The 24,213-nt window shown below is 43.4% G+C and carries 25 protein-coding genes; 7 read left to right on the top strand and 18 right to left on the bottom strand.

From position 1 onward, the window contains the following. Positions 1–486: 486 nt before the first annotated feature. A complete protein-coding gene (locus AC4EHK_RS01205) occupies positions 487–1,896 on the top strand; it encodes a DHA2 family efflux MFS transporter permease subunit (protein ID WP_490976976.1) in 1,410 nt (469 codons plus the stop codon). Positions 1,897–1,957: 61 nt separating this feature from the next. Here the strand turns inward: AC4EHK_RS01205 and AC4EHK_RS01200 are convergent, their stop codons facing one another. The 4 genes from AC4EHK_RS01200 to AC4EHK_RS01185 all read right to left on the bottom strand — a co-directional run bounded on the left by AC4EHK_RS01200 (position 1,958) and on the right by AC4EHK_RS01185 (position 4,634). After that, positions 1,958–2,995 carry a zinc-dependent alcohol dehydrogenase gene (locus tag AC4EHK_RS01200; protein WP_490976975.1) on the bottom strand — a complete coding sequence of 346 codons (1,038 nt, stop codon included), beginning with the start codon at positions 2,993–2,995 and terminating at the stop codon, positions 1,958–1,960. A gap of 118 nt (positions 2,996–3,113) precedes the next feature. Next, complete coding sequence (locus AC4EHK_RS01195) at positions 3,114–3,686, bottom strand: TetR/AcrR family transcriptional regulator (protein WP_490976974.1); 573 nt, start codon at positions 3,684–3,686, stop codon at positions 3,114–3,116. Between the two features lie 300 nt (positions 3,687–3,986). Beyond that, positions 3,987–4,394, bottom strand: a complete 408-nt coding sequence (locus tag AC4EHK_RS01190) for a DUF4181 domain-containing protein (RefSeq protein WP_490976973.1) — start codon at positions 4,392–4,394, stop codon at positions 3,987–3,989. A 24-nt stretch (positions 4,395–4,418) separates the two neighbouring features. Next, positions 4,419–4,634: a DUF6366 family protein gene (locus tag AC4EHK_RS01185; protein WP_490976972.1), complete on the bottom strand. Its 216-nt coding sequence runs from the start codon at positions 4,632–4,634 to the stop codon at positions 4,419–4,421. A gap of 130 nt (positions 4,635–4,764) precedes the next feature. On the opposite strand from AC4EHK_RS01185, the gene AC4EHK_RS01180 reads away from it, so the two are divergent. Next, positions 4,765–4,941, top strand: coding sequence for a hypothetical protein (locus tag AC4EHK_RS01180; RefSeq protein WP_490976971.1), 177 nt, complete (start codon positions 4,765–4,767; stop codon positions 4,939–4,941). A 50-nt stretch (positions 4,942–4,991) separates the two neighbouring features. Here AC4EHK_RS01180 and AC4EHK_RS01175 read toward each other — a convergent pair whose 3' ends face one another. The 8 genes from AC4EHK_RS01175 to AC4EHK_RS01140 all read right to left on the bottom strand — a co-directional run bounded on the left by AC4EHK_RS01175 (position 4,992) and on the right by AC4EHK_RS01140 (position 15,227). After that, the gene (locus tag AC4EHK_RS01175; protein ID WP_490976970.1) at positions 4,992–5,942 is read right to left on the bottom strand and encodes a ribose-phosphate diphosphokinase; all 951 of its coding nucleotides are present in this window, start codon (positions 5,940–5,942) and stop codon (positions 4,992–4,994) included. Between the two features lie 346 nt (positions 5,943–6,288). Further along, positions 6,289–6,933, bottom strand: coding sequence for a hypothetical protein (locus AC4EHK_RS01170; protein WP_490976969.1), 645 nt, complete (start codon positions 6,931–6,933; stop codon positions 6,289–6,291). Positions 6,934–7,282: 349 nt separating this feature from the next. Next, the gene (locus tag AC4EHK_RS01165) at positions 7,283–8,005 is read right to left on the bottom strand and encodes a hypothetical protein (protein WP_490976968.1); all 723 of its coding nucleotides are present in this window, start codon (positions 8,003–8,005) and stop codon (positions 7,283–7,285) included. Between the two features lie 91 nt (positions 8,006–8,096). Next, a complete protein-coding gene (locus AC4EHK_RS01160; protein ID WP_490976967.1) occupies positions 8,097–10,511 on the bottom strand; it encodes a DEAD/DEAH box helicase family protein in 2,415 nt (804 codons plus the stop codon). Continuing rightward, positions 10,504–10,830 carry a nucleoside triphosphate pyrophosphohydrolase gene (locus AC4EHK_RS01155; RefSeq protein ID WP_490976966.1) on the bottom strand — a complete coding sequence of 109 codons (327 nt, stop codon included), beginning with the start codon at positions 10,828–10,830 and terminating at the stop codon, positions 10,504–10,506. Before AC4EHK_RS01155 ends, AC4EHK_RS01160 begins: the two co-directional genes overlap by 8 nt. Before the next feature lie 288 nt (positions 10,831–11,118). Next, the gene (locus tag AC4EHK_RS01150; protein ID WP_490976965.1) at positions 11,119–12,090 is read right to left on the bottom strand and encodes a DNA/RNA non-specific endonuclease; all 972 of its coding nucleotides are present in this window, start codon (positions 12,088–12,090) and stop codon (positions 11,119–11,121) included. 183 nt (positions 12,091–12,273) lie between these two features. After that, complete coding sequence (locus AC4EHK_RS01145) at positions 12,274–14,589, bottom strand: MMPL family transporter (RefSeq protein ID WP_490976964.1); 2,316 nt, start codon at positions 14,587–14,589, stop codon at positions 12,274–12,276. 26 nt (positions 14,590–14,615) lie between these two features. Continuing rightward, positions 14,616–15,227, bottom strand: a complete 612-nt coding sequence (locus tag AC4EHK_RS01140; RefSeq protein WP_490976963.1) for a TetR/AcrR family transcriptional regulator — start codon at positions 15,225–15,227, stop codon at positions 14,616–14,618. Between the two features lie 422 nt (positions 15,228–15,649). Between AC4EHK_RS01140 and AC4EHK_RS01135 the strand changes: the two genes are divergently transcribed. From AC4EHK_RS01135 to AC4EHK_RS01120, 4 genes are all read left to right on the top strand, one after another. Next, entirely contained in the window at positions 15,650–16,090 is a 441-nt protein-coding gene (locus AC4EHK_RS01135; RefSeq protein WP_490976962.1) for a hypothetical protein, read from the top strand. Positions 16,091–16,119: 29 nt separating this feature from the next. After that, a complete protein-coding gene (locus AC4EHK_RS01130) occupies positions 16,120–16,539 on the top strand; it encodes a hypothetical protein (RefSeq protein ID WP_490976961.1) in 420 nt (139 codons plus the stop codon). Positions 16,540–16,575: 36 nt separating this feature from the next. Beyond that, on the top strand, positions 16,576–16,860 hold the full coding sequence (locus AC4EHK_RS01125; protein ID WP_490976960.1) for a hypothetical protein: 285 nt from the start codon (positions 16,576–16,578) through the stop codon (positions 16,858–16,860). 221 nt (positions 16,861–17,081) lie between these two features. Next, positions 17,082–17,654 carry a hypothetical protein gene (locus tag AC4EHK_RS01120; protein ID WP_490976959.1) on the top strand — a complete coding sequence of 191 codons (573 nt, stop codon included), beginning with the start codon at positions 17,082–17,084 and terminating at the stop codon, positions 17,652–17,654. Positions 17,655–17,929: 275 nt separating this feature from the next. Here AC4EHK_RS01120 and AC4EHK_RS01115 read toward each other — a convergent pair whose 3' ends face one another. The 5 genes from AC4EHK_RS01115 to AC4EHK_RS01095 form a co-directional block, all read right to left on the bottom strand. Further along, positions 17,930–18,136 (bottom strand): hypothetical protein, encoded by a 207-nt coding sequence (locus AC4EHK_RS01115; RefSeq protein WP_490976958.1) that lies wholly within the window; start codon positions 18,134–18,136, stop codon positions 17,930–17,932. Between the two features lie 521 nt (positions 18,137–18,657). Next, positions 18,658–19,566, bottom strand: coding sequence for a glycine betaine ABC transporter substrate-binding protein (locus AC4EHK_RS01110; protein WP_490976957.1), 909 nt, complete (start codon positions 19,564–19,566; stop codon positions 18,658–18,660). Between the two features lie 27 nt (positions 19,567–19,593). Further along, positions 19,594–20,331 carry an ABC transporter permease gene (locus AC4EHK_RS01105; protein WP_490976956.1) on the bottom strand — a complete coding sequence of 246 codons (738 nt, stop codon included), beginning with the start codon at positions 20,329–20,331 and terminating at the stop codon, positions 19,594–19,596. Positions 20,332–20,335: 4 nt separating this feature from the next. Then, on the bottom strand, positions 20,336–21,328 hold the full coding sequence (locus AC4EHK_RS01100; protein ID WP_490976955.1) for an ABC transporter ATP-binding protein: 993 nt from the start codon (positions 21,326–21,328) through the stop codon (positions 20,336–20,338). 18 nt (positions 21,329–21,346) lie between these two features. Continuing rightward, complete coding sequence (locus tag AC4EHK_RS01095; protein ID WP_490976954.1) at positions 21,347–22,000, bottom strand: ABC transporter permease; 654 nt, start codon at positions 21,998–22,000, stop codon at positions 21,347–21,349. A gap of 618 nt (positions 22,001–22,618) precedes the next feature. On the opposite strand from AC4EHK_RS01095, the gene AC4EHK_RS01090 reads away from it, so the two are divergent. Next, a complete protein-coding gene (locus AC4EHK_RS01090; RefSeq protein ID WP_490976953.1) occupies positions 22,619–23,020 on the top strand; it encodes a hypothetical protein in 402 nt (133 codons plus the stop codon). A 115-nt stretch (positions 23,021–23,135) separates the two neighbouring features. Here AC4EHK_RS01090 and AC4EHK_RS01085 read toward each other — a convergent pair whose 3' ends face one another. After that, complete coding sequence (locus AC4EHK_RS01085; RefSeq protein WP_490976952.1) at positions 23,136–24,209, bottom strand: aldo/keto reductase; 1,074 nt, start codon at positions 24,207–24,209, stop codon at positions 23,136–23,138. Between the last annotated feature and the right edge of the window lie 4 nt (positions 24,210–24,213).

The following is a 24,213-nucleotide window of genomic DNA, read 5'->3' as shown; positions in this document are numbered from 1 at the left end:
GGAAAATTATTGCTCGTGATATGATTACAGTCACATTAAATTCCAAGTGAAGCAGGTGATTGTGTTTTTATATCTCGACATAACGAAAACTCCAGTAAAGTTGTATTTTTCTAATTAATTCTTTTGTGTTAATTTTGATCCATTTCCCAATAAAGCTATTGAATTTTTCGAAAAAGTGGTAGCACTCTGGTGAAGGTGGATACGAAGCCTTGTCGTATCTGGTTATTTTCATGTTCCTGGAAGCTTATTCGATTCTAATAGAACAAATAGATGCCGTTTTATTCCAGTTGTTGAACCGGATAGCCTGCAGCAATCTTTTCAACGGTATTTTCTAAAATAAAATATGGCGAAGTTGTGTCTACATGCTCTTTCGTCCGTAAGAATTACATTGAATTTCTAAAAGAATTTTTGATATAGTTGCAAATAGAATCTAGGGAATGTTGAAAACTCAGCAGTTCAAAACTATAGATAGAAAGAAGTTGCATTATGAATTCACATGTACAAGTAAAAAAACCAAAAACCATGGCCGCTATTTTAATGATCGGATCGTTTATCGGCTTATTTGGTGAAACCGCATTAAACATGGCGTTAACCAACATCATGGAAGACTTCGACATCACTGCAGGAACTGCCCAGTGGCTGACGACCGGCTACTTATTGGTCTTGGCCATCTTGGTGCCGTTGTCCGCTTATCTGGTCCGCTGGTTTACAACTCGCCAGTTGATCGTCTCTGCGTTGCTCATTTCTTCACTCGGCGCGCTGCTTGCTGCACTGGCACCCAGTTTTTCCGTGTTGCTCGTTGGCCGCTTGGTCCAAGCAATCGGCACCGGCATTTTCCTGCCGTTAATGTTCAGTGTCATCCTGTTGATCTTCCCGATCCAAAAACGCGGATCGGTCATGGGCATCGTTGGATTGGTCATCACCGCCGGTCCAGCTCTTGGGCCTACCTTAAGCGGATTGATCATCAATGCCAGCAGCTGGCATTACATTTTCTTTATGATGGTCGCGTTAAATGTCCTGTTGCTGATCGGAGCGTTGAATACAGAAAACGTCTCGGATATTACCAAGCCGAAAATTGACGTGATCTCGCTGTTGTTATCGACCTTCGCATTTGGCGGCATTATCTTTTCCTTGGCGACCTTGGCAGAAACTGCCTTTACCGAACCAGCTGTTTGGGCACCATTGCTTGTTGGTGTCATCGCCTTGCTGCTGTTCATCAACCGCCAGTTGAAAATGCCGCAGCCTATGGTCAACTTGCGCGTCTTCAAATACCCGATGTTCGCCCTTGGCACCGCGCTGATGTTCTTGACCTTGTTCGTCATTCTTTCGGTGGCGATCCTGATTCCGATTTACTTGAAGAGTGTACTGGCTTACACGTCGATTGCCGCAGGACTCTTGATGCTGCCGGCGAACTTGATCAACATCATCATGGCGCCAATTGTTGGATCCAACTTTGACCGCGTGGGCGCCCGAATCTTTACCCGTGCCGGCTTTGCTCTCGTAACAATTGCCGCCGTCGTATTCTTATTGATCTTGTCAGCGACAACTCCGGTATGGCAAATTATTGCCGCTTTGTGCATTTTGTTCCTGGGCATTTCCATGACCATTATGCCGGCACAAACGCACGCCATGAATCAGCTACCGCCAGAATTGTACGCAGATGGCTCAGCTGCCATGAACACCCTCACGCAACTGGCAGGCGCTGCTGGTACGGCAATTGCCATTACCTTGTTCACCGCCGGCCAAGAAAACTTCATTGCCGACTTTGGCGCAGGCAATCCTGCCGAGTTTCTGGCTTTCGGTACCCATTACGCGTTTTATGCCGTGTTGGTGGCCGCAGCTATTGGCTTGATCGGATCGCTGTTTATCAAAAACAACCGCATTGCTGTGAAATAACGCAAAAACACACCCGTCCTTTTACAGGATGGGTGTGTTTTTGCGATTGGATCAAAAATGGTTATTCGTTCGTCAGATTCACTAGCACTTTGATCGAATCTTTCGCTTCTATCGCTGTATCAAATGCCTGCTGAATATCAGAAAGCTTATACACTTGTGTGATCATGGTCGCAATCGGTGTTTTCTTTTTATTGAGGTGATCAATGACACGCAAGATGTCTGCTGTCGAGTACCCTGAAGCGCCATGAATCTGAATTTCCTTGCTCATGACCTGAACAAGGCTTACCGGAACTTCGTTCTTGTAGACCGCAATAACCGCGTAGCGTGCGTTGGGCTTAGCGATTTCCATCACTTGCTGGAACAGCGGCGCTGCCCCTGCCGCGTCCACAAAACCATCTACGTCCGGAACTTCTTCACCATAGGCATTCGTTGTTCCAAAGACGGCAATCAAGCCTTCTGTAAGTGAAATTTTCGACGTATCGATTGCCTTTGCGCCAAGTTCTTCAGCTTTAGCCAAGCGCCAGTCCACCATATCAACAACGGCAACATCGGTAATGCCTTCGCCGATTAGCATAGCTGCAGCGGACAGACCGATTGGCCCTGCTCCAAGAATGACGATTTTTTCACCAGGCTTTGGATTGATGGAAAAAGCCCCATGGCAGCCAACGCTCATTGGCTCGACCAGTGCGCCTTCATTGGCGGTTACGCCTTCACCCAATGGAAAAAGGTTATGGTTTACTGCTGCATCTTCAATCAATACATATTCTGAAAATCCGCCAGCCATTAAGCTATAACGGCGGCCCGCCCGTTTTGCAGTAATTGGATTGACAGCTACGCGCATGCCTGCTGTCAGTCCTTTGACTTCCGCTCCAACCGCCTCGACGATTCCTGCGAATTCGTGTCCAAACTCCTTGTCGAAAAGAATTCCCATTTCATTTCCGGCTTTAACGATGTTGATGTCTGTCCCGCAAATTCCACCGCGTTCGTTTCGCAGCAGCACGTCTGTCGCACCCACTTCGGGTATTGGCCGCTCTTCAATGACTACAGTATTTCCTGATTTATAAATTCCTGCTTTGTATGTCTTTTGTCCATTTGCCATAAATAATGCCCCCTCATCTCGTCTTACGTCCATCTTAACTTCCACTCAAAATTAAACAATCAACAGCTTATTACATCCTGTAGTTTAATTGACAGAAATCGATAGACTGTAAATTATTTTAGGCGCGAAAAGGGTTCAATTTCACAATTTGTTCAGCTAAATAACTGGGTGAATACGGCATATCTTCACCCAGCCACAGGCTGATCGTACCGATCAAAGCAGAAGTTCCATACCAGGAAGCAATATCTGTTTCAATCTCAACGCCCGGAAAATGCGTTCCGTGTTCGTTTCGCGGATGCGTCAGCATAATGTTGCGCAGAAAGCCCATCATTCGTGGTGTGAAGTAAGGGACCCCTTTTGAAACAAACATCATTCGGTAAATGCGTTCATGTTCTGCAATGTATTCCAGCAGACGCGTTAATGCTTCAAGTTCAAAGCCGGGCTCATAAGGCTTGTCACTCAGCGGCTCCATAAACTGAAAAAGCTCCTCGATCAGTGTATCGACCAGATGCATAATAAAGTCATCGAGGTCTTTGTAATGCAAATAAAAGGTCACTCGGTTGATGTCCGCCGCTTTCGTCAGCTCGCTGATCGTTATTTGGTTATAGCGCTTATGCTCCAGCAAATCGATAAACGCATCGCGGATAGTTTGACGCGTCCGGATCGCCCGCATGTCGTGGTAGTTTTTCACTTTGGCAGCCTCCGCTTGATTAGTCTTTTAAAACTGAGAAACCTGGAAAGATTATAAAAGTTTTCGAGGTTTTTTAGTAATAGAACAAACATATTGATTCTTGATAATAAAGGAGAGAAAAGAATGACGACATAAAAAAGGAAACTGCTGAGATTGAACGAAATTGAGTTTTTTCAAATGGAACTAAACGATTCCGAAAGTATAGCTTCCTTCCCCAGTGAGGTCACTGGTCGAGTAAGTTTGCAAAATAAAAATAGAACCATTGCGGCGTTCTGGAGCACCCAACGATTCATTCATGTTCTAATATCCTAAATTAAGCAAATCAAACTGAAAGGTCACGGCCAGCACGGCTACAAAAACTACCATTTCTCCAACGGTCAGAATCGCCTGCTTGGGGTTGTCCGAGTATTTCCACTCAAAGAATGCCCTAACGCTAAAGTCTGCTACTACCACCAGAAACATTGGAACGAGAATAAATAGAATGGAATACTCCTCAAAAATAACCCAATATAAGAATGCCAGCTGTGCCACAAGCGCAACAGTTCGGATAAACCAATCAACTTTCTTATGCGTCTTGTTGATATGGTTGTAAGAAAACCACTCTCGTTCCTCTTCCTCAATGGTAAATTGTTTTTTCAAAAAGAATTTAACCAACCTAATCAATACGTATAAAATGATGAGGCCTAATCCAACTTTCAACCAAAACATGCTACATCCTCCTTGGTAGCCTCTTTAATTAAAAAAGAATTGATAAATAGCATAGCCTAAAACCAACACAAGAATTAATAAAACCATGCCTTTCCAACCCATGTCGCCCGCAATGTCTGTGACGTTGCCGTTTCCAGCGCTGTTATCGAACCCATCGCGTGCAGAGCCTCCCGGATTGCGTTTCAGTTCATTTTGTTTGAGGCGTTCTCTGTTTTCTTTTGCATTCTTTCTCGAATCCATGTGCTCCCCCCTTTAATTTACTAATAATTCAATTAATGTATAATGTTATTATGACATAGATTTTTAATTCTGCCCTTTATTTGCCAAAAGATTTTTAACAAAAATCAAGAACTGAACGGAGGGAAGCTCCTTGAATGCAAACCTGTTGTTGTCGATCGTGATGGTGGCAGTCGGCGTAGCCTTTTTGATTTTGTCTTTCCTGTTTCCAGACGACATTACCATTGGTGCTTTTATCGCCTCTTTAGTTATTGCCGCGTTCTTTTACGGACTGCATAAAAAACAACAAAACAAGGCGCATAGCCATTAAACAGCAAAAGCACCGCAGAAAATTTTCTGCGGTGCTTTTCATATTAGAATTTATTCAAATAAAGGCGTGACCGGTTTTTCGTTGTGCACGTGCTCAATTGCTTCAGCCAATAATGGAGCGACGGACAGGATCGTGATTTTTGGCGTCTGCTTTTCTTCAGGCACACGGATCGTATTTGTTACGACCAGTTCCGTAAGGGCAGACTCTTCGATGCGCTGAACGGCATTTCCGGATAAGACTCCATGAGTACAGCAAGCATAAACAGCTTTCGCGCCATTTTCGACCAAGACGTTGGCAGCCAACGAAATCGTCGTTGCCGTATCGATGATATCCACAATGATGATGACGTTTTTGCCTTTGATGTCTCCAACAATGTTCACCGTCTCGGGCTCACCCGGCTGCATCCGGCGCTTGTCGATAAAGCCAATCGGAACGTCCAAATGGTTCGCCAGTTTACGGGCTCTTCCCAACCCGCCGTTGTCCGGTGCTACCACAATAGCATCTTCCAATCCTTTATCGAGGAAATGCTTCGACAGGATCTTTTCGCCAAGCAGCTGATCGACCGGCATATTGAAGAATCCCTGAATTTGGGGAGCATGCAAGTCCATCGTGATGATATGCGTAGCCCCTGCTTTTTCCAGCATATTGGCCACCAGTTTCGCCGTAATCGGTTCACGCGAACTCGCTTTACGGTCCTGGCGCGCATAGCCATAATAAGGCATAACGACGTTGATGGTTTCCGCAGACGCACGCTTCAATGCATCAATCATGATCAACAGTTCCATCACATGCTCATTTCCCGGTTGGGATGTCGATTGAATCAAGTAAATTTCCTTGCCCCGGACACTTTCCTCGATGTTGATTTGAATTTCGCCATCGCTAAAGTGTTTGATCGAGCTTTTCCCCAGCTGACAGCCGAGCTCGTCCGCAATTTCCTGGGCCAGTTCTGGATTTGAATTTAGTGTAAACAACTTAAAGTTTTGCCCTAATTGGTATGGCAAATAATAGCCCCCTTCACAAAAATTTTGTTTCTCCTATTTGGCAGCTGACCTGCTTTTGCCAAGGTCAACCAACTGCATAATTTCTGCAGCAGTTGCTTTTATGATAACGCGTTGTTGGGGTAATAGCCAATAATTTTGGAAGGCATTTTTTTGATTTGAGATAAGTTTTCATTCTGCTTCAACATTTTCTCTCATCTCTTTTATATGAGAAAGGTTGATTTCTTGATATATAATTTTTAAAAATCTGATAATAAATCATAAGCTTCAATGAATGACACTATAGTTTTATATAAAGAATTCGAAAATTTCCTAATAAATTTGCTAGAAAATAAACTCGTCTTTAAGTTCAATCCGATTTATTTGGATTTGGATAATATATATGCTTCTTAAAGGATATTAATATTTCTTGAAGTAAATCTGAATACTCTTCTTTCATTCGTCTATTTCTATTTATTAAGTTGTTTATTTCTAATTCAGATATATATGTATTTCTGTTTTTTTGCCCCGCATATTCAACCAGATTTTTTTTACCAATTTCAAAATTAGAAAAAGTTCTTATTAATCTCACTAGCGTATGGTAGTGTCGTTCTTCAATTAAAAGTACGCTTTTTTCAGATTTTTCTTTTGTTAATTTTAACTGCTGAGCAAACTCCAACAAGTTAGCTTTATCAGCTCTATTCCATAATGTTTCAGCTGAGTATTGTAAATCGCATAAAGAGCTATATAGCTCATTGTATAATCTAAACTGTTCATTTGAAAAACGAGTGTAATTGCCTAAGTTTATTTTATAATCCTCTACTTCTTTTTGATGTCTTTTCTTTAATTCTTCTAAGCTAGTAGTATATTCATCTTTCATTTTTTGTAGTAGTACTCGATTTGCTTGTCTTTGATCTTCAGCTAAACTATTCACAATCCATCTTTGAAAAATAAATAGTAACGCTCCACTAACAGAAAAACTTCCGATAAATGCAATTAAAATATCGAATCCCACTTCTTCTCCTCCTCCAACAACGTAATATATAATTTTTAATTAGTTTCTCTTTCAAAATAAGCGTACAATCGTATTTTGTTATCTCTCGAGTCTGTTTATATAATAAATGATTTGCTTTTTCAAAAGACAGTAGCTCTAAAGTATAAATAATACCTTCGAAAGAAACAATAAGATCCTAATCGCCTGCTTCGATGCAAATTTTAGTGAAGAGACTATTAAAAAATTGGTCTACCATTTGTTAGAACAGAGGAACATACCTTTAACAGGAAGATGGAATTCATACAAATTGTAAGATTCAACACAAGAAAAGAACACATTCTTCAAGGATGGCACTTTCTATATATTATATTCAGGCGTTTATTGAACTAGCTCTTCTATATTCAAAAATATTACCTATAATTATCAGAATAACGATAGAAGACAAACATGCTGTTAAAAATGATATGTTCAAGATAATTACACTTGTAGTGAAAGCCCAAAACCCTATTGATAGAGATGTTAGAATTCCCATTATTACCAAACTAGTTGTCCATAGAATTTTATTGCTATAAATTTTATAAGTAAAGCTATCTTTATCCACTATTTTTTTTATTTTTCTCTCTTTCCACTCATCTATTATTAAAAATTCATTGTTTGAATTTGTTAGCAATAGATGGTTATCTTTAGTTAGTCTTTTAATAATCCAGTCTTTATTATCAATTTCCAGTAAGTAAGCAGATTTTATGTTAAATAAATATTCTAATGATCGGACTGCAAGGTGTAAAAACATATTTAACAAAAAAATTATAAAAAGCAGCGTTATAATAAGTAAATCTTCATTTGTCTCCTCTTTCTCTATTAAGAAATTTTTATCAGAAGTCACAATATAAATGAAAGTTATAAATACAGACGGAAGAACAGTAATTGTTAGTTTAGAAAAAAGACCTTTAAGTTTTTGATAATCGGTCATTAAAATTTTCTCTAATTCCGTTACAAACCAAAAATCTACTGCAGCTTTAATGGAAACAACTATAAAGGCAAATACGCCAATTAAATAACTATGTGATGAGACTACTTCTAATACTCCAGTCATTTTTCCAACCTCTACTTTAAATAAAAATTTGTCTTTATTAAAATAATATAAGCAACTAATAATCAACTTCAAGAAATCAGTTAACTGTCAATTATTCAGCTTTTTTTTCAAAATAAGCATGCAATCGATAGTCGGCTATCTCTTGAGTCCATTTATATAAGATCTCATTTTCTTCCGCAGCAGGCTGCAGCTTGAAGCGGAAAATCCCTTCTTCAAAAGAAACAAGTTCTCCTTTCGCACTTTCTCTCCACTTAGTCATTGGCATCTTAGCAATCAAGTCTGCCACTTTCTCCTGGTTATACGTGCGCAGTTTTTTCCCTTGGACATCGCTGAAATCTATATTCATTCGGTAATCTTTTTCAGTTAAATACTTATGGAAAAAAGGTGCTGTTTCATGTGGTGTAATCGCCTCAAGCCATTTCTGCTCACCTTTTGATAACATATAGCTCAGAACAACCATTTTATAGCTTTTGGTCATGCCGGTTTTTTCAGCTTCCAAAAACCAACCTTTAAACTTCAGCCAGACGTCCTGCTCTTTTTCCGTCAGCTCATCCGCAAAAGCGAGCATTCCAACGTAACTGCCAAACTCCTGCTTTACCGTTTTGGAATCGACGTTGGCGTGAAGGTGGAACTCCAAATACGTTGGACGTCTTCCCATTTCCTTTTTCAAATCCCGATAAGCCAGAACCAACGCTTCTTTTCGAGGCGCTCTTTTTCTGCGCATTTCCTCCAGAAGGTTGATTACTTGCAGGTCCAGGTTAAATTCGCAAAGAGCCGGCACAAGTGGTTCACTGGGTTTACTTGAAGTCTGGCTTTCTTCTTTATTAAAAACAGCCAGTTTCAAGTCAGCATTTCGGTAGTTGCCAATAAAATCGATGATGACGCAATGCGACTTTCCTTCCGCAATTCGCAGACCACGGCCGATTTGCTGCGTGTAAACGGCCAGCGATTCGGTCGGCCGGATGAAAAGGAGTGTATCCACTTTCGGAATATCGACGCCTTCATTGAATAAATCAACGGTGAAGATGAGATCAAGTTCACCTGAATCCAGCTTGGAACGGGCAGTTTTCCGCTCTTGTGGGTGAGATTCACCGTGAAGTGCAATTGACCGAACGCCTTTGTGCTGAAAGAAACTGTTGATGTATACAGCTTGCTTGACTGATGAGCAGAAGACGATCGTTCTCGTCTGTTTGTACCGGTTCCACTCTTCAAAGATCTTTTCGGCAAACTCTTCCCGCATCTGCACTTGCAGCAATTCCTCTTCATCGTACCGGGTTCCTCTCCACGGGATCGCGGCGTAATCAGTATCGTCATACACGCCGTAGTAATTGAACGGCGCAAGCCAAGTTCGCTCAATGGCGTCCAGAAAATGAATCGAGATTGCTACGTTTCCATCACATAACGCATAAACGTCCCTATTGTCCATGCGGTCAGGCGTGGCGGTAATGCCCAGCAAAAACCTTGGTTCAAAATAATTTAACAGACGCTTGTAAGTTGGCGCGGCTGCGTGATGGAATTCATCAACCACAATCAAATCAAAAGCATCTTTTTCAAATTGATCCAAGTGATACTGGCTCCCTAATGTGTAGATCGAAGCAAATATGAAATCCGCATCCGTCTTTTTCTCGGAGGCATTATAAAAAGCACTCGTCCGATCCGGATGAACGTGTCGGAATGATTGTTCCGCCTGAGTCAGAATTTCTTCCCGGTGTGCGACAAATAGCACCCTTTTAAATTTCTCTGCAAAAAAAGCGGCTAAATAGGTTTTTCCTAGCCCCGTTGCCAGCACCACCATTGCCCGGCTGTAATCTTCCGTCATTACGTTATCTAAAGCGTCTAGCGCTTCGCTTTGCGCAGGTCTAGGAGAAATCACTGAGCCGTAAGCCACTGGGGTTTCCGCTACTTCCGGCGACTGTGGGAGTGTTGGCCCGACCGTCATTTCGACTTCTTCTGCTTCTGACCACACTGGGCTGATGGGCCGCCTAAGATTTGCTGCTTTATGTAAGGACCGATATTCTGCCAATGTCTCTGTATTTAAAGACACTGTCTGATCAGCATAAAAGTTTTTTAGAAATTGAACGGTCGCTTCTTCAAAAACTTCCGCGTCCATCGAAGTCGGCGCAATTAAGTTCCACTCCACCCCTGTGGTTAAAGCGGAGGCTGATAAATTAGATGATCCCACAATTAACTGCGAAGATTCTGTTCCTCGAAACAAATAAGATTTCGGGTGAAAGGAAGCTCCCCCGCTCTTCCAAATCCGTATTTCCGCAGAAGGCAATTCTTCTAAAAGCAGTTGCAGCGCATCCGGCTGCGTGACAAACAAATAATCGCCTACCAACAGCTTAATCGGCACACCTCTTCTAGACGCCTGTTGGAGGAAAGGAATGATTTTTTCCACGCCAGACTTCATCGCAAATGCCGTGATCCACTGAATTTCAACCGCTTCTTTTGATAATTTCTCCAAATGCAAAACAAGCTGAGAAGTGACCAGTTCCAGCTTAGTCATCTTCAACCTCGATTAGGAAGATCCGTTTTTCAAAGCTGCCACGCTTCTCAGCTTTTGCCTGGCGGACTCCTTCCAACTCTTCAAAAGAGAAGCCATGAATTTTCACAGCTGCGCGAAGAAGTTCGAGGATGTCGGCTAGTTCTTCAATTGCTTCTTCGTTAGTTGCTACATCTTTGTATTCTTCTAGTTCTTCGCCTAATTTCTTTTTCACTTCAGCTTCGTATTCATCTTCTTCAAGAATACGAGTTGAAAACTCTTTTCCCGTCTTTTCGATTACTTCTGGTATTGCATCGCGGACTAGCTTGTTATAGATGGGCATAGGTAAGCTCCTTTATCGAAATACTTGTTAAGGCTATTTTAACATATCATTTCGGCTCTTATTTCGTGTTGGAAAGAAGGTATGTTACTTTGTGTTCCTATAAATGAACACATATATTTTTAGCCCTTTGCACATTAAAACTCATCTCTATTACTTATAGTAAAAAAAGACCTCGTTTGAATCGAGGTCTTTACTCAAATAGAATTCCACAAGGAAATCGCCACTTGCTTTAAATTGTCCAAAGAGAAAATGGTTCTTTCATTCATCTTGCCTCAAAGCTCGAGCGGTTTACTCCCCGACCATCCCATCATTGTCATTATCCCGCATATGCGGATATAACCAATGATCACTCATGATCGGCATACTAAAACCTGCTGCTTTGGCTTCCTTGATCGTCACCTGTCCATTGCCGTTCGTATCGACACTGGCTACATCACCACCTGTGTTTGCAACGGGTAACTCGGCAGGCTGACTGTCTGTGTCTGCACTAGAATCAGTAGGCTCACTGCCGGTTAACCCGAGGGATGCGTTTACTTCATCCGGGTTCACGTTGTCAAAGGTATCCACGACTTCGTTCCCCATTACCGTATACGTATATTGATAACTGGAAGGGATCTGCGTTTCCGTATCCGGATAGGTGATGATGGCTTCAAAATTCGTGGCTCCACCTGCGTCGCGGATGACGTCTTCCATATACGCTTGATCGCCATGGCAGTTGAGCGTACTTTCTTGCGGGGTAATATTATAGGCATTCGACACCCCTCCAAGAGAATCCGCAAGGACATGCCCCTCGTCTAACACGTCACTTTCGACACCCGGCACCTTGGCTTCATCGGAATAGTACCTGCCAGACGATAAGACCGGTTCAGTGCTGTCATCCTGTACAATGATTTCATCTGCAACGACACGCGCCAGCTGCCCGTGTTCATTCGTGAAGGCCCAATAGTCACGATCTCCATAGCCAATGTTAACGGCGACGTTTGGTTCACGTGTTCCAGACACATCCCCGCCATCCACTTCGATCAGCTCGTATCCTTCGAACACCTCCTCAGTTGGTTCGGCTGCTGGTTCCTCTGCTACTGGTTCCTCTACAACCGCAGGGATCGTTTCTTCTTTATCGCTGCTTTCATTTGCTTCAGCTGTGGTTACTTCTTGTGTATCTGTTTCTGCATCTGTAACTGCTGCATCTTCTACTTTTGTACATCCCACCATAAAAATAACCGTTAAAAGGACGATTAAATATATCATTTTCTTTGTCATTTGAAGACGCTCCTTTACTAGTTTCATGCTGTTTTAAAAAGGTAATTTATAAAAATTAACATTTTAAAACATATTAATACTAGTATATTCCAATATTAACTTTATGGTAGTAAATACTTTTATGAAAAGAATTACAAGGCAAAACAAAAGCTGCCGAGAGTTTCCCGGCAGCTTAAAGTATGATCATACAGGATTTTCTTCTGCATTTTTCACTTTCACTTTTTCTTTTTTATCCAGTTCCTGCAGGAGTTTTTCTCCTTCAATATCTAAATCCGGCAGAAGCTTATCAAGCCATTTCGGCAGCCACCAGATTTTGTCTCCGAACATTGACATGACTGCTGGCACAAAGATCATCCGGATCAGGAAGGCATCCACAAGAATCCCGAATGCCAAGGCAAAGCCGATCTGCTTGATCATGATGTCGTCCGTGAAGATAAAACCGGAGAACACCGAGACCATGATCAACGCTGCAGCGACAACCACTTTGCTCGCGGTCTTATACCCATTCACAATGGCACGGTCGCCTTTTTGTCCGTGAATATAAGCTTCGCGCATGGAAGAAACGAGAAATACCTGGTAGTCCATTGCGAGTCCATACAAGATTCCCGTCACCAATATCGGAATAAAGCTCAACAAGGGACCGCCTGTATCAATTCCGAACATCGAACCGAACCAGCCCCACTGGAACACGGCTGTAGTTGCACCAAATGTGGCCATGATGCTCAGCAAGAAGCCGACAGTTGCTTTGATCGGAATGATGATGGAGCGGAACACAACAAGCAGAATGAGAAGCGACAGGATGACGATGATTCCGATGTAAATCGGGAATACTTCCGCTAATTTCTCTGAGATGTCGATATTGACCGCAGTCAATCCGGTCACACCAACCTCAAGCTGTGTGCCTTCAACAGTTGCCGCGTCTGAACGCAAGCTTTCCACCAATTCTTTTGTCGTGTCATCTGTCGGGCCGCTTGCTGGAATGATTGAAACGATGGCGATGGTTCCGTCTTCGTTAAAGCCGCCCGGTGACACTTCTGAAATGCCGTCAAGCTGAGCGATATTCGTCAGCAGCTGGACATATTCCTGCGGAGCAACTGGACCCGCGTCCTGGTTTTCTGCAACGAGCAGCAGCGGGCCGTTATAGCCCTCGCCAAAACTATCAGAGATAATGTCATAGCTTTGTCTGACCGCCGTATCCTCGTTGGCACTGGCACCGGATGGCATGCCAAGATTCATCTGCAGTACCGGAACGGAAAGAGTTCCAAGAACTGCAATGACAAGCAGCACTGCGACCCATTTGGCTTTGAGAATGCCGGCGATCCAGCTATGTGCAAAGCTCGGTTTGGCGTCTGTTTTTGCCTGTTCTTTCTGTCTTGTCTTAACGGAAACGATTCGTTCACCAATCAGCCCAAGCAATGCGGGCAGAAGGGTCAATGCAACGAGCAAGTCGATCAAAACAGTTAAAGAAGCAACGATCGCCATACTGCTCAGGAAAGAAATGCCGATGACAAGCAAACCGCTGAGTGCGATGATGACGGTCAAGGCGGCAAAAAATACCGCACTGCCAGCTGTACCCAGTGCACGGGCTGCCGCTTCTTTTGCGGACAGCTGTTGGTCAATGATCAGCTTGCGCTGTCTGTTGACAATGAATAACGCATAATCAATTCCGACTGCCAGGCCAATCATCAGACCCAGAACCGGCGTCAGACTATTGATCTCAAAAAAGCTGGATACGGCGAACGTTCCGCCGACGCCTACACCGACACCGATCAATGCCACAACGAGCGGCAAACCGGCCGCAATAAGCGAACCGAGCGTGACAACGAGAATCACACCTGCGATTGCCAGTCCGATAATTTCATGCGTACCGCCGATCGGGATGTCCACCCCTTGCAGCGTGCCTGTCGGGATGACTTTCATAGATGTATCGTCTTCCACGGTAGACGCAGCCGCTGACAATTCAGCACGCTCACCTTCTGTCAGGTCTTCCGCCTGTTTCGTCATCTGAAATTGGAACAGGGCGACGGTGCCGTCTTCAGAAATTTGGACCCCTGGAACCGGCATTTCCTGAACCACGAAAGGCCGGTGGGCAACTGTTGGCGTCTGCAACTGGCTCAACATGCCCTGCATTTCCTCCATTTGGGCCATCGCTTCCCCGTCCTGCAGCATATCCATCGGATTTACCACATGATCCAGCTCGTAAATTTCGTTCACAGCCAGTGCGAGAGCTCCCGCATTTGCTGCTTCATCAATCGTTTCCCCTTCAGGAACCTCAAAAATATAACTTCCCTGACCACCCGAAGCGACCGGGAAATCTTCCGCCAACTGATCCAGCACGTCTTGCGCTGCGGTTCCGTCAATTCTCGTTTCACTGCTTGTGTTCACACCATTTGTGACGATGGCAGTAATGATGACTCCTAAAATGAGCAGCCAGCTGGCAATGAAAATCCAAGGCTTGCTGTATGCCGTTTTTCCGATGCTGTAAAAAAACTTTGACACGTTTGCAACTCCGTTCTCTATTTTCTTTAATTAAATCCTTTTCGTAAATGAGCAAAGACAATATCAACATATTGATTAAACTCATTGTCTGTTCCGTGTTGTTCTCCATTTTCCGGCAATTTCACGTCGATGCTTTCATCAAGAACCGGCAAAACCGCACCGAACACAGCGCCAATCAGAATATGGTAATACTCTTCCGGATATTCGCTGCCAAACTCTTCACTGATGCCGCGTCTGGCAAAATCCTGTACTTCCTTTAACGCACCGGTTACATACAACTTAAGTGTCGGGTGATTCCGGGACAGGGAAATGAGCCAGTTGAGCCGCTTTAGTTTATTAATCGTAAAGCTGCCCCGAATATACATTTCAATGGTGCTCAGCGGCGTATAATCATTCGCAGAAAATGAAAATTGGTCGTCTTGCTCCAAATAATCATTCATCGTCAAAGAATTGGCAATTGCTTCTTCCTTGCATGAAAAATAATTGGCAAACGTCCGGCGCGAATAGCCGGCCTTGGTGACGATATCTTCTACCACAAAACCATCCACTCCCCGCTCCACTGCCAAATCGAAGGCAGCTTCAGCCAAAGCCTGGCGGGTCGCAATTTTTTTCTTATCCCGTAAACTGCTGTCGGACATTCCGTCACCTCATTTCGATACTTTCATGTTATACCATAAAAAATGCACAAAGGGCAAACTTTCCCTTTGTGCATTTTTAGAGACAATTGTATATTCTTCGTTCGATTGTGAAATTGTACTGTATTATCAAGCGCAAGGATCTCTATTTATTAGTTGTGGCCAATTGATTTTGGAAGCGGCTATAGGATAAAACGATAGAGGCAGAGAAGTTAGTGCAATTAAGTTCCATTCCTCCCTTTTGCTCAAGCGGATGCCGATAAATTAGATGATTCTAAAATTAACTGTGAAGCTTCTGTTCTCCGAAACAAATAAAACATATCTACTAAGAATGAACTTTTACATTTCCAGTTGCGTCATTCATTGTAGCAATTCCATAACTTCCCAAAAACCACTTTTTGTTTGCAAGAAAGGAGAATGTATAGATGTATAAAGCTTTTGTTATCCTCCTTTTTCTGTCCGTCATTTTAACAGGATGTTCCAGCCTTTCCGAAGAAGAAAAACTCTCGCAGAACAAGGAATTGCAAAGGTTTATTCGAGATTTTGAGGATGGGAAAGAAAGCTCAGTGGAGATTGCTGTAGAAGTGGCGGATACTCCTGAATATCCGAATGCTTTTGAAAGTGGTCCAAAAAGGAGCGCTAAGGGTGTAGTCATTTATGATTTAGTTGCTTCCTACGATAAAAATACTGATCAAAAATGGATACACGTAACGCCAAACTTAAGTGGATTCAAGCAGTCAGAAGAAAATCCGGTCACAGTCATGGAATCCTCTGAACAATGTGGATCAATAATGTTTGATGATGAAACTGGCTATTACCTTCTAATTGAGTGTTTTCATCGTTGGGAATATCGGCTAATTAGATAAGTTTTACAACGCTAAACGGAGGGATATTATTGAGATTTTTCTTAGCTATTTTTAATTTATTACTGTCTCTAGGTGCATTTTATATGGGAGCATTGATGTTTTTAGAACGTGGAGTGTTTAGTGCATTTCCACAGGAGTGGATAGGTATAATGCCATTTGGCAGTTGGGCAACTTTAGCTGTTTTCGGAATAATGATTTTTGGAATTGGAAATGCCATTGCTTCAGTCTATGGCTTTCTAAAAAAAGATCGGGTTGTCTTTATATTCACCATTCTACTGGGAGGGTTATTATTAGTTTGCAGTGCGATGCCAGTCTTTTTAATCGGAGAATGGTACTTGCCAACAGTTCAATTATTAATGCTCGGTTTTATTCAAATGCTACTCGGTTTATTTAGCTTGTTTATTAAGAAGAATAAAAAACGTATCAATCCCACCCCAGACTACAGCTAAGGAATAGTAATTCCCAGTGCAGACGGAGGTATAACTATGTGGTTTATATTCGGACTTGTCGCAATAGCAGCAACTTGCATCAATCTTTTTATGTATGCAATAGGCAAAGATTATAAATTGGCGATGGCGATGGGTTTGTCCTTTACAACATTAACCGTTGTCGCAGATTATAGTATGGTGTCCAGTTGGGTAAAGGCGGAGGACTGGTCAGCCTTATTGGATGTTGTGCCGATCATGGCAGCGGCCTTATGGGTTTTAACAATATTATCAATTTTATTAAATATAACTCCAATACTTTTAGAACTAAAAAGCAAAAACTAATTGCTGATTATCGCTTCCTTCATCCCAGGTTACCTAGATGCCCCCGGCTCTGCCGATTCACTATTTTTATCACTAAGTGGTATACGTTAAGGCCACGAATAGCATGGAGCGCTGAGATGTTGGTTTACTAATTATGCGAGTCAGAACTTCTTCAATAAACAGCTCAAGTTGGGTAAGAACCGATGGGGGAAACTACAAAATCCATAAGGACGTGGAATCTTATGACAAAAGAAAAATGGATGCTCGTCACTTTGGGAATTATGGACTCCACCCTTGTTATCTTGCATTATACAGATTATGTTCTACTCTTCTTGAAACCAACAGGATATGTCATCCCCTTGGTATTAAACATTGTTATGATTAGTGTCCTCGTCTTTAGATCCAAACTTTCTAACGTTTGGATAACAGCCACCCTTTTCATTGGCATACCTATATTATTGTTCCATGGTTTTATCGTTTTATGGATAGATAATGAGTACAGGAAAATCGTTCATCCCGATAGCCAGCAATCCTTAGTAATCGAATACCGGCATGCCACGTTAGGAGAAACCACTTATTTCTATAATTTTTACAAGACAAACTTCGGTTTTGTTGGCAAGCCCCTTGATGACCAATCAATTTCCATTATGATTATGTCCCGGGATCATCCTTCTAGTATCGATCCTGAAGGTGTTTTAGGTTTGGGTAAAGAAGAATGGATGAGTGAAACTACCGTTCGCTTTTTTACTTGGGAAGGAATCAAGGATGTGGATTTAAATTCGTCGCCATCAGTTGGTATGGAAGACAACAGGTAACTATACTGCAATTGAGAACGATTGCTTAAGAAAGAAGTTTGGCGAAAGCTACTCTTTTTTTGTCTTTACTTTCCCTTCTTTTACAAAACGAGTACGCATAAAAGGGCAAAAAATTCTACGTGAAAATCTTATTAGCACTGCATCCCTCTATTTTTAATCAATTGACCTGTCTTTAGAAAACATGCATAAGTTGTTAATCTTATATTTTACTGGCAAGTCGGTGTCAATAACTTTGTGATGGTAAAAGGATTTTCTCCCATATAGAACTAGGTTGATTATTGTAAAAATGATACTAGAAAAAGGAAAAATTCAAAACCATAGAAAATAATAAAAAATAGAACAGTCCACGATACTGTTTGTTTAAATTTCGATTGATTCTTTAACGCCTTTGGGTTATCGCCAAGTCTTTTTTCGAATTCTTTTTCTTTCTCTTTTGCAATCATTTTTTTCCGTTCTTTTTCTGACTTTTCGTAGCTGCTCATTCGCCTGTCCCCCAAATTAAGTTGTCATTGATAAAACTGTAAACCCAATGAATTGTACTCTTTTTATACCCATTGCCCTATCTCAATTAACCTAATTTTCTTTTATAACTGAAGAAAAAGGTTTAAATTCCCATTAATGCAACTTGATCTTTTCAACCGAAAAAACGCACCAATCCTAGAACTGTTTCCAGCTCAGGATTGGTGCGTTTTCTTCATCCGTTACTATATAAGTTGAACTTAGGAATTATCATTTTATATACCGCTTCGGTCGCTTTGGGTAGAGCAAAGACAACCGCTCCCCCGCCTACGTGGACGCACCAGCGCTGAGATCCGTTGCTTACTATCCGATATGAAGCAAAACAGCTGCGACTCCTGCGGTAAAGCGAGACGGCCGAGACCCCGCAGGGAACAGAGTGACTGAGGAGGCTTGGACGCGAGCCCGCGGAAAGCGCAGCTGTTTTGCGGAATATCGACAATGAAAGATTAGTAGTTCAACTTATATATATTAAATCTTTAATGCCCTACTCTTCTTCCAAAAACCCATTCTCCACAAGCCACTCATACGCCACGACTGAAACGCTCTGTCCTTCAACATCAACCATGTAATTCAGCTCTCGCATGATTTCACTGTTTAAGCTTTCAGCTAAGCGAGCCGTGATTTCTTCGATTTCCGGGTATTCGTCAAATACTTCTTGGTTGATCGCGACAGCTGCCCGGTATGGCGGGAAGAATTGTTCGTCGTCTTCCAAGACAATCAGGTCGTAGCTTCTGATGGTCGCGTCCGTTTCAAAAGCGACGGACACGTCAACTTGCTCATTGTCAAGCGAGCGCTGCGTCAACCCGAGATCCATTTGGCTGACTTGGCCGGAGCCAAATTCAAAGCCATAAGTTTCTTCCACGCCCGGCAAGCCGTCTGAACGGTTCGCAAACTCGGCATCAGACGCCATTGACAGCTCGCCCGGATTTTCATTGATATAAGCTGCGAGGTCACTGATGGACACGATGCCCAGCTCTTCCGCTTGCTCGCTTCTCATGGCGAGTGCGTAGGTATTGTTGACTTCCGACATGTTCATCCAGTGGATATCGTTTTCACTGTCGATTTCTTTGACCTTTTGGAAGGCTTCTTCGGGATCTGCGATGGATGCTTCACCCATATAGGTGATAAGCGCTGTCCCAGTATATTCCCACATCAAGTCTACTTGGCCGTTTTCCAATGCGGAGCGGACCACGCTGCTGCCAAGGTTGTTCATTTGGTTTACTTTGAATCCTTCTTCTACCAACAAGAAAGCGGTCATCTCTGACAATAAATATTGTTCAGTAAAGTTTTTGCCGCCTACCGTCACTTCTTTTCCTGTCACGCCAAAGCCCGAGCAGGCCGACAGGATGACAGCGACCATCAATAGAGGGATAAGTTTGAGTAATTTAATCACAAATTCTGATGCCTCCTATTCTCTTCGTTAAGCTTTTTCAATGCGCCTTGATCCTTTTGGCACAATGGCATATTCCACTTTACGCAGGATATAATCAGCCAGAATCGCCAGTAACGTCACAGGGATGGCCCCGGAAATCAGGAAGCCGTTATCAAACAAGTTGATCCCGGTGAATATCCAAACCCCAAGTCCGCCTGCCCCGACTACGTAGGCAAGCGCCGCTGTCCCGATATTCAACACGACAGCTGTCCGGATGCCCGCAAGAATCGAGTACGCGGAATTGGGAAGTTCGATGCGGAATAAAATTTGGTGCGGTTTCATGCCCATCCCTTTTGCCGCATCGATCATGTTCTTGTCTATGGAGTCAATGCCAGCTACTGTGTTTCTGAAAATTGGCAAGATCGAATAAATGAACAGTGCAAAAACAGCTGTTTGAAAGCCAATGCCCAAAATACTGATCATGAGCGCCAGAACTGCCAAGCTCGGAATGGTTTGCCCCAAATTAACAAGGGTCGAAACCAGCCATTCCGACTTTTTGAATTTCGGCCGGGTGATGAGGATGCCGGCCGGCACTGCGATTAAAATGGCAAGCAGTGAAGAAACCAGCACCAGTACAACGTGCTGCCGCAGCAGCAGCAAAAATGTTTCGGATTGCGTGAACATGTAGTCAAAATAGCTATTGGAAATCGCCCAGATAAAGAAGGCGGCGACCAATGCATAAAGTGTGTATCTGACGATATTGCCTATCAATTTTTTACGATTCACCGGATCACCCTTCCTGGGAGGCGGATATCTTCCCTTTTATTTCAAAATGCAAGTATTTTTGGACAAGATCGATTGTGATCGTCCCGATATTTTCACCATCATCATCTTTTACAATCACTTGATCCGCTTCTTGGTTTAACAACATCGACAAGGTATTGCGCAAATCCTGATGAACATTAATAGTTTTGGTATCCTGGATGGTTTCATCAACCGGACCCAGCCCGATGACTTCCCGTAAATTTTCAACAGTGTGCAAACTCAAGCTTTTGATCGCTCGGTCTTTGCCGAAAAACTGGGAAACAAACTCATTGTTCGGATGCGCCAGCATTTCTGACGGCGTATCAAACTGCATGATTTTTCCGTCGCGCAGCAAGACAATTTTATCGGCCATTTTGATTGCTTCGTCAATGTCGTGGCTAACGAACAGAATCGTCTTCTTCACTTCGCGCTGGATCTGTAAAAACTCGTCCTGGATCTTTTCCCGAATGATCGGGTCAAGCGCGCCAAACGGTTCATCCATCAACATAACCGGAGGATCGGCCGCAAGTGCACGCACCACGCCGATGCGCTGTTGCTGTCCGCCCGACAATTCATGCGGAAAGCGCTTTCCATAATCTTCTGCATCCAAGCCGCTGAGCTTCATCAAATACTTGAAGCGTTCGCGCTTGTCTTTTTTGCTCCACCCCAACAGGTCCGGCACAAGCATGACGTTTTCTTCAATCGTCATGTTCGGGAACAGGCCGTTGCTTTGAATGACATAGCCGATCTTTCTTCTTAACTCAATAGGATCCAACTCTTTGGAGTTTTCCCCATTAATAATGATTTCGCCTTCTGAAATAGACTCAAGCCGGTTGACCATCCGCAGCAGTGTGGTTTTCCCACAGCCTGAAGGGCCGAGCAATACGACAATCTTGCCTTCTTCTACAGTGAAATCCACATCTTCGATCGCTGTGATGTCTTCTCCGTACTTTTTGGTTACGTGCTTAAATGAAATCATAGACTCACCTCTCTGCAGTTAATCCGCTAACACTTTTTTCGTATAACGTTTTTGTATCAATAAAAGAATAGCATCCGCAATGATCGCCAAAATTGCTACAGCGATGGAACCGCTGATGATCAAGTAATTGTCGTTTCTGCTGATGCCTTGTGTAATAAGGACGCCAAGGCCACCTGCACCAATATACGCAGCGATGACCGCAATTCCGATATTCATAACAACCGCGGTGCGGACACCCGCCATGATGACTGGCAAGGCATTCGGGATTTCGACACGCAATAAACGCTGATGCGTTTTCATGCCCATGCCGATCGCCGCATCACGCATTTCCGGATTGACGTTCTTGATCCCTGTGTAAGTGTTGCGGATAATTGGCAACTGGGAATACAGGACCAGCGCCGCAAAAGCCGGCACAAATCCAATGCCCTGGTTAATAATCGAAAAGATTGGAATCATCACCCCGAAAAGGGCAATGCTCGGAATCGTTAATGTAATAGAAGCAATTTGAAGAACTGTATCAGCAAGGTATTGGTTCGTGGTGAGGTAGATGCCGAGCGGAATGCCGATTAATAGTGCGACGACAATTGCCAGTGAAACCAAAATGGCGTGGTCGATTGTCAACTCTAGTATGCGAGGCGCGTTGACCTCAAGAAACCGGGCCCAATTTTCCATTGAAACACCTCCCTTCTATAATCGAAAATTATTGGCCGAAATCAATTTTTTAAAAAATTGTAAACTAACACATGCACAAAACAAAGAAGGCAAACTGAGAACGCGGCATCCTGTCGCTTTCTTAAGTTGCCTTAGCCTTTTTCTACGAATCCTCAAGAATTTGAGGGGCAGTATGGGAACCGTTCCTCCCGACTGAAAGACCTATTAAGTTTGCAATTTTTCCTTTGTGGATTTCGGAAAAAATCCTCTTCAGTTTTGCCTCGGCCAACCAATTTTCTTTAAGATTCCTTAAGTATAGCACACTATTTCCTGCCTATTTGGCTGGGCTCAGTTTTAGACGGCGACTTCAATTGCCCTACTGGCAGGATATGATGCATATTTTCAGGTGCATAAAAATCCGATGAAACTAAGATATTTATCAAAGTCGATGTTGATAGATAAAGCTCTGCATCTAGTATTCAGAAGACACTGTCATGTTCAAATGGTGCCGCTCCGGCAGTCTTTTCTTTGGGTAGTTCAAAGAGTACAGAAGGATTTGGGCGATTATTTTTACTTGATTTTGCGTTTATACGAAACTGGCATACAATACATGTATAAACGCAAAAATAGGGGGTACGCATGAAAGCTTATGGAATAGTATTGGTCAAGCATGACGAAACTGAAGCAAAAATCGTCACCAAGGAAACCTACGACTGGATCGTCTCCACTGAGCGCGGCGATACGGGCGGCAAAAGCGGGTGGAATGACTTGACGTGCCCACTCAACGTAAAAAGACGGATTTGGGACTCCATCAAAGCGGATTACGGCACCTTCGAGAAATTCGAACTGCGGGTCACTACCGGAAGCTTGCACAACGACCGCGCACTTCATGCTGCGAGTATGTTAGTGGAAGACAAAGAACTTACCTATTCAAACATGTTGGAATTCGTGGAAGCCTTGTACCATCACAATATCCACATTGTTGAAACCTTCTATGGCTACATCTACTCCTATCCATCATCTAACCATTTTCCCTATTAGTAAGTGGAATCTAAACAGTTACTGCCACTCGGGACCAAATTAAAAGCTACAGAAAAAACGCACCCCTCCCGAAGCCATCTAAAGCTCAGGATTGGTGCGTTTTTTTCATTATTTTTTATTCATCTATCCCCATCGACTTTTTATACCCTTCCAAATACGTCTTCTCAGACGGACTGCTCATGTCAAACGAGCTCATGGTGCGGTGCCAGTTTGGATAAATCGGCACTGGACGTGCTTTCGATTCAATCAAGTCATGCTCGTCTTGCGTCAGTTTGATTTCGAACGACGCGATGTTTTCTTTCAGTTGTTCTTCATTGCGCGCAGCGATAACGATCGGTCCAACGTTCGGACGATCACGGACCCAAGAGTAGGCAATTTGCGGCACCGAAGCGTTGTGGTTGGCTGCGACCTCTTCCAAAGCATCAATCACTTGATACAGCCGCTCCTGGTCCTGCACCCACGGTTCTGCCCAACCGGCGCCTTGGCGTGTGTTGTCAGGCGCTTGTTTGGTGCGGCTGATTTTGCCGTTCAACAGGCCTTCGCCAAGCGGACTCCAGATCATGGAACCGATGCCAAGTTCGCTGCCGGCTGGAAGCAATTCGTATTCTGCTTCCCGCGCTTCTGGTGTGTAATAGATCTGCTGGGTGATCGGCGGAATGTTGCCGGATTGCTCGGCGACCGTAAACGTTCTGGCCAAAGCCCAACCGCTGTAGTTCGAAACGCCCCAATGGCGGATCTTGCCGGATTTCACGAGGCTGGTCATCGTTTCCACTGTTTCCTCAACCGGTGTCTGCCCGTCCCATAAGTGCACGAAATAAACGTCAAGGTAATCTGTGCCAAGGCGCTCAAGTGACCCTTCAATGGATGTCAAGATGTTGCTTCGCGAAGCTCCTCTAGCGTTAGGGTTGGTTTCGTCGATGTGGAAGCCTGTTTTCGATGTCAGCAACAGGTCGTCGCGCCGTCCTTTAATGGCTGACCCTAACACGCGCTCTGCATCGCCTTCTGAATAAAGGTTTGCGGTATCGAACATGTTGATGCCCGCTTCCAGCGACATGTCGACCATCCGGCGCGCCAGTTTTTCGTCGATGTTGCCCGCTGCTTCAAAACCGTTTGTTCCACTAAATGGGACCGTTCCGAGTATATACTTTGGAACACGCAATCCTGATTTTCCTAAATTAATATATTCCATAATT

Source organism: Planococcus sp. TJ-307 (assembly GCF_058268435.1).
The sequence above is the reverse complement of the archived record's forward strand: the minus strand, read 5'-3'. Positions and strand labels throughout refer to the sequence as shown.

What these genes read in the sequence shown, in the direction of transcription:
- AC4EHK_RS01205 (WP_490976976.1), top strand. Translation starts at nt 487, where the DNA reads ATGAATTCACATGTACAAGTAAAAAAACCAAAAACCATGGCCGCTATT.
- AC4EHK_RS01200 (WP_490976975.1), bottom strand. Translation starts at nt 2,995, where the DNA reads ATGGCAAATGGACAAAAGACATACAAAGCAGGAATTTATAAATCAGGA.
- AC4EHK_RS01190 (WP_490976973.1), bottom strand. Translation starts at nt 4,394, where the DNA reads ATGTTTTGGTTGAAAGTTGGATTAGGCCTCATCATTTTATACGTATTG.
- AC4EHK_RS01185 (WP_490976972.1), bottom strand. Translation starts at nt 4,634, where the DNA reads ATGGATTCGAGAAAGAATGCAAAAGAAAACAGAGAACGCCTCAAACAA.
- AC4EHK_RS01165 (WP_490976968.1), bottom strand. Translation starts at nt 8,005, where the DNA reads ATGACTGGAGTATTAGAAGTAGTCTCATCACATAGTTATTTAATTGGC.
- AC4EHK_RS01160 (WP_490976967.1), bottom strand. Translation starts at nt 10,511, where the DNA reads ATGACTAAGCTGGAACTGGTCACTTCTCAGCTTGTTTTGCATTTGGAG.
- AC4EHK_RS01155 (WP_490976966.1), bottom strand. Translation starts at nt 10,830, where the DNA reads ATGCCCATCTATAACAAGCTAGTCCGCGATGCAATACCAGAAGTAATC.
- AC4EHK_RS01150 (WP_490976965.1), bottom strand. Translation starts at nt 12,090, where the DNA reads ATGACAAAGAAAATGATATATTTAATCGTCCTTTTAACGGTTATTTTT.
- AC4EHK_RS01140 (WP_490976963.1), bottom strand. Translation starts at nt 15,227, where the DNA reads ATGTCCGACAGCAGTTTACGGGATAAGAAAAAAATTGCGACCCGCCAG.
- AC4EHK_RS01135 (WP_490976962.1), top strand. Translation starts at nt 15,650, where the DNA reads ATGTATAAAGCTTTTGTTATCCTCCTTTTTCTGTCCGTCATTTTAACA.
- AC4EHK_RS01125 (WP_490976960.1), top strand. Translation starts at nt 16,576, where the DNA reads ATGTGGTTTATATTCGGACTTGTCGCAATAGCAGCAACTTGCATCAAT.
- AC4EHK_RS01120 (WP_490976959.1), top strand. Translation starts at nt 17,082, where the DNA reads ATGACAAAAGAAAAATGGATGCTCGTCACTTTGGGAATTATGGACTCC.
- AC4EHK_RS01115 (WP_490976958.1), bottom strand. Translation starts at nt 18,136, where the DNA reads ATGAGCAGCTACGAAAAGTCAGAAAAAGAACGGAAAAAAATGATTGCA.
- AC4EHK_RS01100 (WP_490976955.1), bottom strand. Translation starts at nt 21,328, where the DNA reads ATGATTTCATTTAAGCACGTAACCAAAAAGTACGGAGAAGACATCACA.
- AC4EHK_RS01095 (WP_490976954.1), bottom strand. Translation starts at nt 22,000, where the DNA reads ATGGAAAATTGGGCCCGGTTTCTTGAGGTCAACGCGCCTCGCATACTA.
- AC4EHK_RS01090 (WP_490976953.1), top strand. Translation starts at nt 22,619, where the DNA reads ATGAAAGCTTATGGAATAGTATTGGTCAAGCATGACGAAACTGAAGCA.
- AC4EHK_RS01085 (WP_490976952.1), bottom strand. Translation starts at nt 24,209, where the DNA reads ATGGAATATATTAATTTAGGAAAATCAGGATTGCGTGTTCCAAAGTAT.